Origin of the sequence: Microbacterium faecale, assembly GCF_014640975.1 — a bacterium.
Classification (GTDB): domain Bacteria; phylum Actinomycetota; class Actinomycetes; order Actinomycetales; family Microbacteriaceae; genus Microbacterium; species Microbacterium faecale.
In genome coordinates this window covers 141,765-154,008 of record NZ_BMHO01000001.1, presented here as the reverse complement: position 1 = coordinate 154,008, position 12,244 = coordinate 141,765, and the positions used below count along the sequence as shown (strand labels likewise).

8 protein-coding genes are annotated in these 12,244 nt (G+C 68.6%); 4 read left to right on the top strand and 4 right to left on the bottom strand.

The window, feature by feature from the left end:
- The first annotated feature begins 23 nt into the window (after window positions 1-23).
- From IEW87_RS00675 to IEW87_RS00665, 3 genes are all read left to right on the top strand, one after another.
- Window positions 24-1,631, top strand: coding sequence for an ABC transporter permease subunit (locus IEW87_RS00675; RefSeq protein ID WP_188710404.1), 1,608 nt, complete (start codon window positions 24-26; stop codon window positions 1,629-1,631).
- The gene (locus IEW87_RS00670) at window positions 1,631-2,485 is read left to right on the top strand and encodes a sugar ABC transporter permease (RefSeq protein ID WP_188710403.1); all 855 of its coding nucleotides are present in this window, start codon (window positions 1,631-1,633) and stop codon (window positions 2,483-2,485) included. The genes IEW87_RS00675 and IEW87_RS00670 overlap by 1 nt, the downstream gene beginning before the upstream one ends.
- A gap of 303 nt (window positions 2,486-2,788) precedes the next feature.
- Window positions 2,789-3,982: an AI-2E family transporter gene (locus IEW87_RS00665; RefSeq protein WP_188710402.1), complete on the top strand. Its 1,194-nt coding sequence runs from the start codon at window positions 2,789-2,791 to the stop codon at window positions 3,980-3,982.
- 170 nt (window positions 3,983-4,152) lie between these two features.
- On the opposite strand, the gene pgm is transcribed toward IEW87_RS00665, so the two are convergent.
- Entirely contained in the window at window positions 4,153-5,796 is a 1,644-nt protein-coding gene (gene pgm, locus IEW87_RS00660) for a phosphoglucomutase (alpha-D-glucose-1,6-bisphosphate-dependent) (RefSeq protein WP_188710401.1), read from the bottom strand.
- A gap of 105 nt (window positions 5,797-5,901) precedes the next feature.
- Between pgm and pheA the strand changes: the two genes are divergently transcribed.
- Window positions 5,902-6,852 (top strand): prephenate dehydratase, encoded by a 951-nt coding sequence (gene pheA, locus IEW87_RS00655; protein ID WP_188710400.1) that lies wholly within the window; start codon window positions 5,902-5,904, stop codon window positions 6,850-6,852.
- A gap of 104 nt (window positions 6,853-6,956) precedes the next feature.
- On the opposite strand, the gene IEW87_RS00650 is transcribed toward pheA, so the two are convergent.
- The 3 genes from IEW87_RS00650 to IEW87_RS00640 form a co-directional block, all read right to left on the bottom strand.
- Complete coding sequence (locus tag IEW87_RS00650; RefSeq protein ID WP_188710399.1) at window positions 6,957-7,985, bottom strand: DNA glycosylase AlkZ-like family protein; 1,029 nt, start codon at window positions 7,983-7,985, stop codon at window positions 6,957-6,959.
- A gap of 63 nt (window positions 7,986-8,048) precedes the next feature.
- Complete coding sequence (locus tag IEW87_RS00645; protein WP_188710398.1) at window positions 8,049-9,284, bottom strand: MFS transporter; 1,236 nt, start codon at window positions 9,282-9,284, stop codon at window positions 8,049-8,051.
- Entirely contained in the window at window positions 9,281-11,917 is a 2,637-nt protein-coding gene (locus tag IEW87_RS00640; protein ID WP_188710397.1) for a LuxR C-terminal-related transcriptional regulator, read from the bottom strand. The genes IEW87_RS00645 and IEW87_RS00640 overlap by 4 nt, the downstream gene beginning before the upstream one ends.
- Window positions 11,918-12,244 lie beyond the last annotated feature (327 nt).

Here is a 12,244-nt window from a genome sequence, read left to right as displayed (position 1 = left end):
CCCATGGGAGGGGAAGGAACGAAGTGAGCACGGAAACGGAACGGGTCACGACGGATCCGCGTGACACGCGTCGGCGCCGGCGCGCGTACGGCATCGCCGATGAGGCGGCAGGGGGGATCCGTCCCCTGATCGTCAAGCTAATCCTCGTCGGCATCGTGGACGCGATCGCGGTCTACGCCATCTTCGTCCTCGTCGGCTTCGCCGAATGGGGTGTCGCGGCGATCGTCTTCGCGGTCGCGGCGCTGGTGAACTGGATTTACTTCTCGAAGCGCAAGCTGCCCGCGAAGTACCTCGCTCCCGGGGTGCTCTTCCTCGCCCTGTTCCAGGTCTTCGTCCTCCTGTACACCGGGTACGTCGGCTTCACGAACTACGGCACGGGTCACAACGGATCCAAGGACCAGGCCGTGAACGCGCTCATGGCCTCCGCTCTCGAGCGGGTTCCGGACTCACCCACCTACCCCGTGACCATCGTCGAATCGGGTGGCGAGCTCGGCCTGCTCGTGACCTCCCCGAACGGCAACGCCCTCCTCGGCACGTCGGAAGAGCCGCTCGCCGCCGTCCCCGACGCGACCTTCGACGGTGACACTGCCGTCACGGCGCCCGGATGGGAGACCCTGCAGTTCGCCGACGTGCTCGAGCGGCAGAACGAGGTGACCGAACTGTCGGTGCCGGTCTCCGAGGATCCGAACGAAGGCCGCATCAGCACCCCCGACGGATCCCGTGCCTACCAGTACGTCTCGTCGCTCGAATACGATGGCGACGCCGTCACCGACACGTCGACCGGCACCGTCTACCGCGACATCGGCACGGGCGCCTTCACCTCCGACAGCGGCGAAGAGCTCATGCCGGGCTGGAAGGTCGCGGTCGGCTTCGACAACTTCGCCAAGGCCGTCACGGATCAGCGCCTCGCCGGTCCACTCGTCTACGTCACGCTCTGGACGTTCGCCTTTGCGCTCATCACAGTCGGGGTCACCTTCGCGATCGGCCTGTTCCTCGCGATCACCTTCAACCACCCGCGCATGCGCGGCCGCCGCATCTACCGCGCGCTGCTGATCCTGCCCTACGCGATCCCCTCCTTCCTCTCCGCGCTGGTCTGGGCGGGCATGATGAACCAGAGCTTCGGGTTTCTCAATCAGGTGATCTTCGGCGGGGCCGAGATCCCCTGGCTGACGGATCCCTGGATGGCGAAGGTCAGCGTGCTGATCGTGAACATCTGGCTCGGCTTCCCCTACATGTTCCTCGTGTGCACGGGAGCGCTGCAGTCGATCCCGGACGAGCTTCAGGAAGCGGCGACCGTCGACGGCGCCGGTCCCTGGCAGGTGTTCCGCCGGATCAAGCTTCCGCTGCTGCTCGTGAGCATCGCCCCACTGCTCATCTCGTCGTTCGCGTTCAACTTCAACAACTTCAACGTCGTGTACATGTTGACCGACGGCGGACCGCGCGACTCCTCGGCGCCGATCCCCGTCGGGCACACCGACATCCTCATCTCGATGGTCTACAAGGTGGCGTTCACGGGGCAGACCCGCGACTACGGTCTCGCGAGCGCGTACACGATCATCATCTTCGCGATCGTCGCGGTGATCTCCATCGTCGCGTTCCGCCGTACGAAGTCGCTGGAGGAGCTGAACTGATGACTCTGCGCAAGTGGTTCCTCGACACGGGCTGGCGTCACATCGCCGGCGTCATCGTGCTCATCGTCGCGATGCTGCCGATCGTCTTCGTGATCTCCAGCTCTCTCAACCCCAGCGGCACGCTCACCGGATCCAACGCCCTGTTCTCCGCCATCGGCTTCGACAGCTACGCGCGGATCCTGTCCAACCCGCAGGCGCCGTTCCCGATGTGGTTCGCCAACACGCTGATCATCAGCGGTCTGACCGCGATCCTCACCGTGTTCCTCGGCGCGCTCGCCGCGTACGCGTTCTCGCGGATGCGCTTCGCGGGGCGCCGTGTCGGCCTGATCACGATCGTCGTCGTGCAGATGTTCCCGCAGCTCCTCGCCGTCGTCGCGATCTTCCTGCTGCTCAGCGCCCTCGGCGACTGGTTCCCCGCCATCGGCCTGAACACCCGCGTCGGCGTGATTCTCGTCTACCTCGGCGGCGCGCTCGGCGTGAACACGTATCTCATGTACGGGTTCTTCAACACGATTCCGCAGTCGATCGACGAGGCCGCCCGTATCGACGGCGCCGGCCACGCACGCGTGTTCTTCACCATCGTGCTGCCGCTCGTCACGCCGATCCTCGCGGTCGTCGCGCTGCTGAGCTTCATCGCGTCGGTGAACGAGTTCGTCGTGGCGTCGGTCGTGCTCATCGACTCCGACGTGCAGACGCTCGCCGTGGGCCTCACGAAGCTCGTGTCGAACCCGCGGTACGCCGACTGGAGTGCGTTCTCCGCCGGCGCCGTGATGGCCGCCCTGCCCGTCGTCGCGCTGTTCCTCTTCCTGCAGAAGTACATCGTCGGGGGGCTGACCGCTGGTGCGGTGAAGTAGGGGACTGCTCCGCCGCACGGGCATGCCATTGACGCCGCAGTCCCCCGGATCCGCGGGGCGGATCCTCCCCGCTGCGCGCCCCGGCCGCCGCTAGTGCGGCGGCCGGGGACCCCGAACGCGCGGCGTGGGCCCACCGCCAGTCCCGATGCCAGCGGCGTCGGCAGCACGCTCGCTTCGCTCCGTACGTATCGGGGACAGCGAGACCGCGGAATGCGAGGCGCGGCATGGACGTGCAGGAGACTTGCGGGCGCGCGCCGGGAGTTTTCAGGCAGGATAGGACCACGCCGTCGAAGGGGGAGTCACATGTTCGGTCGCCGCCGGTCCGCGCCCACCGTCCCTGCCGCGCTGGCACGCACGCCACAGGCGAAGGGTCCGTGGCGCGATGCGATGGGGTTGCTCGCGACGCGCTCGATCCAGATCATCGCCGTCGCGCTGCTGCTTGTGGCCATCGTCTTCGGACTGCGTCAGCTGACCGTCGTCGTGATCCCCGTGATCCTCGCGCTCGTGTTCGCCGCGGCGTTCGAGCCGCTGATGCGCTGGCTGCGCGCGCGGATGCCCTCGGTGCTCGCGACGATCATCGTCCTGCTCGGTATCGTCGTCGTGATCGGCGGCGTCGGGTGGGCGATCGTGCGCGCCGTGGTCGCACAGTGGCCCGACCTCTACCAGAGCGCCACCGACGGCGTGAATCAGATCGTCGCGTGGATCAACGAGCTTCCGCTCGCCCAGCAGTGGCTCGGCGATGACCCCGCAAGCGCCGCGTTCGAGGTGCCGCTCGACGACATCTGGGCGACGGTGCAGGGCTTCCTGTCGAGCTCGGGTGTCGGCGCGACCATCGGATCCGGCGCTGTCGCCGGCGTCGGCGCTGTCGCGAGCTTCCTCACGGGGCTCGTGCTGATGGTCGTCATCCTGTTCTTCTTCCTCAAGGACGGCCCGATCATCTGGAACTTCGTGCTGCGGCCCTTCCATGACGAGTGGGACGGACGGATGAAGCGGGTCGGAACGAAGACGGTCGACACCCTCGGCGCGTACGTGCGTGGCACGGCCGGCGTCGCCGCGGCCGACGCGATCGGCATCGGAATCGGCCTGTTCATCCTCGGGATCCCGCTTGCTCTGCCGCTGACGCTGCTCGTATTCATCCTCGCCTTCATCCCGATCGTCGGAGCGACGCTGGCGGGGATCCTCGCGGCGCTCGTCGCCCTCGTCGACGGCGGCTTCATGGACAACGGCCTCCTTGCGGCGGTCATCGTCGTCGGCATCGTGGTGCTCGTCAACCAACTCGAGGGCAACTTCCTCCAGCCCGTGCTGATGGGGCGGGCGCTGAAGCTCCACAGCCTCGTCATCTTGGTCGCACTGACCATCGGCACCGTGACGGCGGGGATCCTCGGCGCGATCCTCGCGGTGCCGCTCACCGCGGTCGCATGGGGCATCGTCCAGGTGTGGGAAGGCGACAGCCTCCCCGCGAAGTGGGCACGGAAGAAGGAAGCCCCCGCCGCCTAGGCAGGACAGCCGCCCAGCCGTTGGGTCGCCAGAGTTTGCACACCTCGGGCCCTCTACGCTGCAACCTCTGGCGACTCACGGGCCGGGGCTGACCCCCACCGATGTGGGTCGCCAAAGAATGCAGAGATGTGGCGCTCTCGCCTGCAATCTTTGGCGACCCACGTGTGGGGCTAGGCGCCGAGCACGCTCGCGATGATCGCGCGAGCCTCTTCCTGCACCTGCGCGAGGTGCTCCGGGCCGCGCAGGCTCTCGGCGTAGAGCTTGTAGACGTCCTCCGTGCCGCTCGGGCGCGCGGCGAACCACGCGCTCTCCGTCTGCACCTTGAGGCCGCCGATCGCGGCGCCGTTGCCGGGCGCCTCCGAGAGCTTCGCGGTGATCGGATCGCCGGCGAGTGTGTCGGCCGTGACGTTGCTCGGCGAGAGGGCCTTCAGCGCGGCTTTCTGATCGGGCGTCGCCGGGGCGTCCACGCGCTCGTACGCGCTCGCGCCGTACTCGGCCTCGAGCTCGGCGTAGCGCTGCGACGGCGTCTTCCCCGTGACAGCGATGATCTCGGCGGCGAGCAGGCAGAGGATGATGCCGTCTTTGTCGGTCGTCCACACGCCGCCGTCGCGACGCAGGAACGATGCGCCCGCGGACTCCTCGCCGCCGAAGGCGACGGATCCGTCGAGCAGGCCCGGCACGAACCACTTGAAGCCGACGGGAACCTCTACGAGCCGACGTCCGAGTGCCGAGACGACGCGGTCGATCATCATCGACGACACGAGCGTCTTGCCGACGGCCGCATCCGCACCCCAACCGGGTCGGTGCGAGTAGAGGTAGTCGATCGCGACCGCGAGGAAGTGATTCGGATTCATCAGTCCGCCGTCGGGGGTGACGATGCCATGACGGTCCGCGTCGGCGTCGTTACCCGTCAGTACGTCGAACTCGTCCCGGCGTGCGACGAGCGTCGCCATGGCCGACGGCGACGACGGATCCATGCGGATCTTCTCGTCCCAGTCGAGCGTCATGAACCGCCATGTCGGGTCGACGTCCGGGTTGACAACCGTGAGGTCGAGGCCGTACTGCTCGGCGATCAGCTGCCAGTACGCGACTGAGGCGCCGCCCAGAGGATCCGCGCCGATGCGCACGCCGGCGGTGCGGATCGCGTCCAGGTCGATGACGTTCACGAGGTCGGCGACGTACGCCGCGCGGAAGTCACGCGTCGCGACCGACTCGGCGTCGATGTCGGCGAAGCGCACCCGCTGCACACCGTCGAGTCCCGCCGCGATGAGCTCGTTCGCGCGTGCGGCGATCCAGCCCGTGGCGTCGGTGTCGGCCGGTCCGCCGTGTGGCGGGTTGTATTTGAAGCCGCCGTCAGAAGGCGGGTTGTGGCTCGGGGTGGCGACGATGCCGTCAGCGCGCGACGGCGAGTCGGCGTCCTTACCGGCGTTGTGCGTGAGGATCGCGTGGCTCAGCGCCGGGGTCGGTACCCACGCGTCGTGCGCATCGACGCGCACGTCGACGCCGTTCGCGACGAGCACCTCCACCGCCGTGCGCTCGGCGGGCAGCGACAGGGCGTGAGTGTCGCGCCCCAGATAGAGCGGACCCCGGATGTTCTGCTCGGCGCGGTACTCGACGATCGCCTGCGTCGTCGCGAGGATGTGCGCCTCGTTGAAGCTCGTGGTCAGAGACGAGCCCCGGTGACCGCTCGTGCCGAACGCCACCTGCTGCGCGGCGTTCGCGGGGTCGGGCTTGCGGTCGTAGTAGGCCGCGATCAGCGCGTCGACATCGACGAGATCGTCGGCTTCAGCGGGGGATCCTGCTCGACTGGTCATGGGGCAATTCTGCCAGGAGGTGGCCCGTCCAGGCACCGCGGCACGCATCCTCGTGCAGGAGACGCGTCACGAACGCCCCACCCGAGACGGCGTACGCTATGTGACATGCCCGACGCGCCTCTTGGAACACGCACCTATAGCTACCTGGGGCCCGCCGGAACATTTACGGAGGCGGCGCTCACGCAGGTGCCGGAAGCCGCGGGGCAGACGTGGAAGCCCGTCGCGAACGTCGCACAGGCACTCGCCGACGTGACGGACGGCTCCAGCCACGGTGCCATGATCGCGATCGAGAACACGGTCGAGGGGGGCGTCTCGAGCGCGCAGGATGCTCTGGCCAACACCCGCGGCTTGCGGATCGTCGGCGAGTATCTCGTGCCCGTGACGTTCCTGCTCGTCGCGCCGCGCGGATCCGCCCTCGCCGACGTCACCGACATCGCGGCGCACCCCGTCGCCTATGCGCAGTGTCTCCGGTGGCTGGGCCGCAACGTGCCCGGGCACTCGCAGGTCGTCGCCGCGAGCAACGTCGCCAGCGCGATCGGCCTGCTCGACGGAACACTGCCCGCGCAGGCGGCGATCGCGGCTCCCGGGGTGGTCGACCACTACGACCTCGACGTGCTCGCGGAGGGCATCGGCGATAACCCCGACGCCGTGACCCGCTTCGTGCTCGTCACGCGGACGGTCGTGCCGCCCGAACGGACGGGGGCCGACAAGACCTCTCTCGTCGTCGAACTGCCGAAGGAGGTCCCGGGCGCGCTCGTCGAGATGCTCGAGCAGTTCGCGACGCGCGGGATCAACCTCAGCCTGATCCAGTCGCGGCCGATCGGCGACCGACTCGGGCGGTACCGGTTCGTTATCGACGCCGACGGCCACATCGCCGACGAGCGGATGGCCGACGCGGTGATGGGCCTGAAGCGATTCAGCCCGAGCGTGACGTTCCTGGGGTCCTATCCGCGCGCCGATCATGAGGCGGTCGAGCACGAGCAGCGGTACAGCGACGCGTCGTTCGCCGACGCGCGTGACTGGCTCCGCGGGATCCTCTCCGGCGCCGACGACTGACCTGGCGCGCTACGCCGTGCGTGGGGGCGATGCCCGCCCGCTCTACCTTCCACGAATGCACCCAAAACCGCTGATTTGGGTGCATTCGTGGAAGGTAGAGCGCGTCAGGCGAGCGGCCAGGCCGCCAGAGCATCGGAGATGCGCCGGCGCGTGGCCACGGGGACCTTCTCGACGAACTCGAACGTCGGATCCGGGCGGCTCTTCGCGCGGCCGCGCCACGTCCCGACGGCGACACCGTCAACCACGACGGCGGGGCGGAAGACGCCGTTATTGCCGGGCACGAGCGCTTTTCGCATGACGTCACTCGCCGCGAGTGAGCGGTCGCCATACCCGAGGATCCACTCGTCGAAAGCGGGAACGAACGAGATGCCCGTGTCGCCCGGATCCGCCGCCGCCTCGCTCGCCAGCCACGCGGGTGTGCCGTCGACCGACACCTCGATGAGTCCATCGGTCGCGCGACGGATCTGCGTCTTCGGCAGCTTCAGCCACCAGACGAGGTCGTCTGTCGTCATCGGACCGCGCGCGGTGACGAGGCCGCGCACGATCTCGGGCAGGGGATCGTCGGTGATGGATCCCGCGGTCGGCGCGCTGGGGGTGGTCGTCGTCAGCAGCTGCTCGTCGTCACGGAACCCGCCCCAGTGCCAGATTCCCGCAACCGCGTGGTGGAAGATCAGGTGGTAGCCGCGGCCTTCGCGGGTGTCGATGCCTGCCTTCGCCCAGAGCTCGAGGGCCTCGGGCCGCGTGAGAGGCAGGTACGGCAGCACAGCGTCGCGGGCGCGACCGAGGACCGCGTCAGTCAGATGCAACTGCTCGCGACGCCGCAGGGTCGACCGGTGGATCCGATCCCCCGTGAGAGCGAGGAGGCTACGCAGGCGAGCGGGGGTCGTCGCGAACAGTGTGCCGCGAGCGGGCCAGCTCCGCACCAGCTCGCCCCGGTCGAATGCGGCCCGGACGTCATCGATCGTCGTTCCGGGCCGCGAGCGCATCGCGATCGCCCGCAGCACGCCTGGGAGATCCTGCCCCTGCAGGGCGACCGCACGGTCGACCACCTGCGTCGGTGAGAGATCGGATCCCCCGAGCAGATGGTTCGACCACCGGATCCGGCGTGCGTGCGTCGACGTCAGCGTCTGCATGGCGCGAGCCTAGCGCGCCACTGCACCTGCCCGACATGACACGAATGCACCCAAAACGGCGGGTTATCGGTGCATTTGTGGAAGGTGGGGCGAGGCGGAGGGAGCCACCGCGCTGCGCTCTCGGAGGAGGGGGAGCAGCGCGAGGCACGCGGCGATCGGTACGCTCAACGCCAGGTACATCGCGCCGTATCCGTCCGCCTGCCAGGGGACCAGCCCCGGAACGACGAGCGCGCCCGCGACGGCCGGCGCGACGGCCGGCGCGAGCGTGTTCGCGACGTTGAAGATGCCGAGACCGAGCGCGGAGCGCTCCGGCGGAAGAACCGCCTGTGCGATCGAGCGACTGGCCGTGAAGCCAGCGCCGATCGCGCAACCGGCCACGAGCGTGGCGAGAAGGAACACCAGCACGGTGGGAGCGAGAGCGCGCGCAATGGTCGCGATCGTCACACCCACAAGGGCGGATCCGAGCAGCACGCGCGCCGACGCGCGTCGTAACCGGCTCGCGGCGATGATCGCCGCAGTTCCGACGAGACCTGCCGCGCCCACGGCAGTCATGAGGGACACGAGACGGACGGAGTCCGCCTCAGCGACCTGCCAGCGGTCGGTGAACAGATACAGCGCGAAGACGAGCCCGGCGGCCAGCTCGAACGCGATCACGAAGCGGATCGTGAAAACGACGACGAATGCGCGTGACGCGACCGTCCGCACAGCATCCAACGGACGGTGGGGCGGCGCCGCGCTGTCGACGCGTGCGCTACGGGGGAGGCGCAGCGCGAGGATCGGGATCGCGACGGCGGCAAACGCCGGCACCACGAGCATCATCACCGCGACGTCGTGGGGGAGAAGCGCCGCGACCGCCAGCCCGGGGAGCGTTCCGAGGATGCTCACCGACGACAGGACGCCGGCGGCGCGCGTGCGGTCCGTGTCGGCGAGGCCGTGCGAGATGAGGCCGTTGATCGCCCCGAAGCACATGTTGTACGCCGCTTGTGCCGTGATCCATGCGGCGGTAAGGGCAACAGGCGACGGTGCCCACGCGACGCCGACGGTGGCAACGAGGCCCGCAACGGCGCCGAGGGTGAGCGCTCCGCGGCGACGTCCTGTGTGATCGGCGAGCCATCCGAACAGGGGGTTCGCGATCATCGCTGCGAGGGATCCGAGCGAGATGATCGCGCCGAGCAGACCGGCGGCCGCGTCAGGCTCGACGAACTCCCGCACGCGGACGGACAGACCGACGACGGCGGGCGCGGTGAGCGCGCCCATCGCCAAGCACTGCGCGAACGCGAGCAGGACGACGCGCTTCACGGCGCGTCGTCCCCGTCGCTGTCCCCGTCGCTGTCCCCGTCGCTGTCCCCGGCGATGCCGAGCGCGACAGCGCGGGCGAGCGCCTGCTCGCGCGTGCTGACGCCGAGCTTCGCGTACAACGAGCGAAGCTGGCTTTTGACCGTGTTGACGGAGACGAAGAGCGCGTCCGCGAGCTCGGTGCGGCTCTCGTGCGTGAAGAGCGCGCAGAGCACCGCACTCTCGCGCGGCGTGAGGGCGGGTCGCGCCAGCGATTGCCACGTGGCCTCCGTCGCGACCGGGCGGATCGCTTCGAAGAGCGTACGCATGGTCGTCGCCGGTTCGTCCGCCCCGAGCGCGTCGATCAGGCGCGTGCGATCGGCCTCGGGCAGGAGAATCACGGGCCAGCGGATGCCCGGATCGATGGCGAGATCCACGATGCGGCTCGCGAAGTGTCCCAGCTCGTCGTCCCAGGACAGGCGCGAGGCGCAGAGCGCACCCGCGACGACGGCGATCAGTTCCTGCTGTGGAGCGAGCGCAGCGGTTTCCGCCTTGCGAAGGAGCGTGGACGCGGTGGCGGAGTCATCGTTTGCGCCAGCGCTGATCGCCTGCATCGCGAGCACGATGCTGCGGTGAGTGCGTCCCGCGGTCTCCGATGCGGGCGACGGCTCTCGTCCGTTCAAGATCCGCAGCACGGCGTCGGCGCCGCTGACGCGATCGCGCACGATCGGCAGCGAGGTGCGTGTGAGCCGGGATCGCACGGTGCGGGTGAAGGTGTGGGCGGCGGAGCGCGCGTGTCCGAGACGACTCTCGGCGAGCGCGCGTGCAACCGCGATGAGGTCCCAGTGTTCGATCGTGTCGACGTGGGGATCGAGCACATCGAGCTCCGCGAGCACGCGCTCCGGAGAATCTGAGGACAGGGCGATCCACGCGCGTCCGAGCCGTCCTAGGGATCCGGCGTATCCCGCGAGCCACGGCTCTGGCCAGTCGTCCTCACGGATGCGGTCGAGCGTGCGTGCCGCGTTGGCGACATTTCCCGTGGCGGCGTCGACGAAGGCCATCCCGGCCAGTCCGAGATTGCGACGGTGCCGCATTGCGAGCCGGTCGGCGAGTGCGACGAGCGCGGCGAACGCTTCACGGGCCTCGCCGATGGCACCGGATGCGTACAGCGAGACGCACGCTTGATTGAAGACCGTCCCGACGATTTCCGCGAGCGATGTATCGAACTCCGGATCCGCGGTTGCGGATTCGATGAGGGCGATGCACTGTCGCGCGGCGTCAGCCATCCGCGTGGGCTGCCCGATGAGGCGCCACGTCAGGCTCTCGAACCCGCGGAGCACCGCACGTTCCGCGGGTGAGAGCGTTCGACCGCGGGCGCGGCCCATGGCTGCGGCAGAGACGAAGAAGGGGGCCGCGCGTGACTGTGTCGCCGGATCCTCGTTGAGCAGGAGCCCGTACCAGAGCGCGAGCAGCGGCCGACGGTGGATCTGCGCGACAGGGAGCGTCTTCACGAGCTGGCGGAGACGCGGTTTGTCCTCGTGGTTGAACGGCCACGCCCGCAGCATGAGTCGACTCGCATGGTCGTAATCGCGTCCTTCGAGCGCGAAGAGGAGCGCGGTTGAGTAGTCGCGGAGCCGCATTGCGATCCAGCGAGCGATCTTGCGTTTCGCAGCGAATACGAGCCGGGCGTGGCGCGCATGGAAGTCCGCAGAGGCCGCCTGTCTGACGCCGTCACGGTACCGGAACAGTGCCTGCCCGCTTTCGTGTGCGATCCAGCCTCCCGCCCCCTGGCGCGCGAGACGGTCGAGCACCTGTGCCGCATCGGCGCGACCGGTGAGGTCGCGCGCGAGGTCGGCATCGATCACGGGGGCGAGAGCGATGACGCCCGCGAATTCGCGGATCCCGCTGTCGGCGAAGCGCTCCATGATCGCGGGGTGCAATGCGAGCGAATCGGCAAGTACGGGGGCATCGTGATGCTCGATGGCGAAGCGCAGGCTGGCGACGCGCTGGGCGGCGTCGCTTGTCAGGATGGCCTCGCGACGGTTCGCGTCGATGCGCGATGCGTCGCGCTCCACAATCTCGCGCGCTTCGCGCGGCGATAGCGCGAGGTCGGTCGTGGTCAGTTCGACCCAGCTAATTGGCGGGGGGTCGGCGAGTAACGCGTCGCGAACGGCAACCGATGAGCAGGCCACAAGGCAGCGCATATCGGGGCGATGCTGCAACAGGGTGACGAGATCGTCAACCACGGGGCGCCACGTTGCAGCTTCGTCGGGGAGCCCGTCAATGACGAGCGTGCGAGGCGTGATGTTCTCGTGAACCAGCCGCCGAATCACGCTGTCAATTGATGCGGGCGATTCTGAGATCGCGATGACCTTACGGGCGAGCGTCGCGTCATCGAGCCAGCCGTCGGCATGCAGGCGGGTGAGAACGCGCAGCCAGAACCCGGCGCGGGACGAGAGGTGCGAACGCAGGTCAAGCCAGAGGACCGACTCACCGGCGTCAGAGGCCCACTGTGAGAGCAGGACGGTCTTGCCCGACCCGCCTTCGGCGTGCAAAACGCACAGTTGTTCTGATCCGGTGAGACGTTCGAGCAACCGTGCGCGAGGAACGGCTTCGGCGGTGTCGACGTGCCCGAACGTCGGCGCGCCAGTGCTCATGGATGTCTCCCTCGCTGTGACTCTCCGCGCCCTCGCGACCGCCGTGCAAGATGTGGAGCAGCTCGCCGCGTAAATGGCCCAGAGCGGCCAATTCTAATCACGGAGACGTCGGATGTCGCGCGGGGTGAAGCGCGGGGTGAAATTCCGGTCGACCGCTATGAGAGTCCCGGGCGCCGCGCTTCAATCGCGAGTGGATCCCGTCGGTCCCGTGCGTCATATCTCGCGCGACATACGTCGGGTGCACGCCGGTCGTTCGCGTCGTCGGCGTGCCCTGAACGAGAGGAGAGATTCTTGCTGTCAAGAACACAGCGTTCCCGCGGAGGGCGC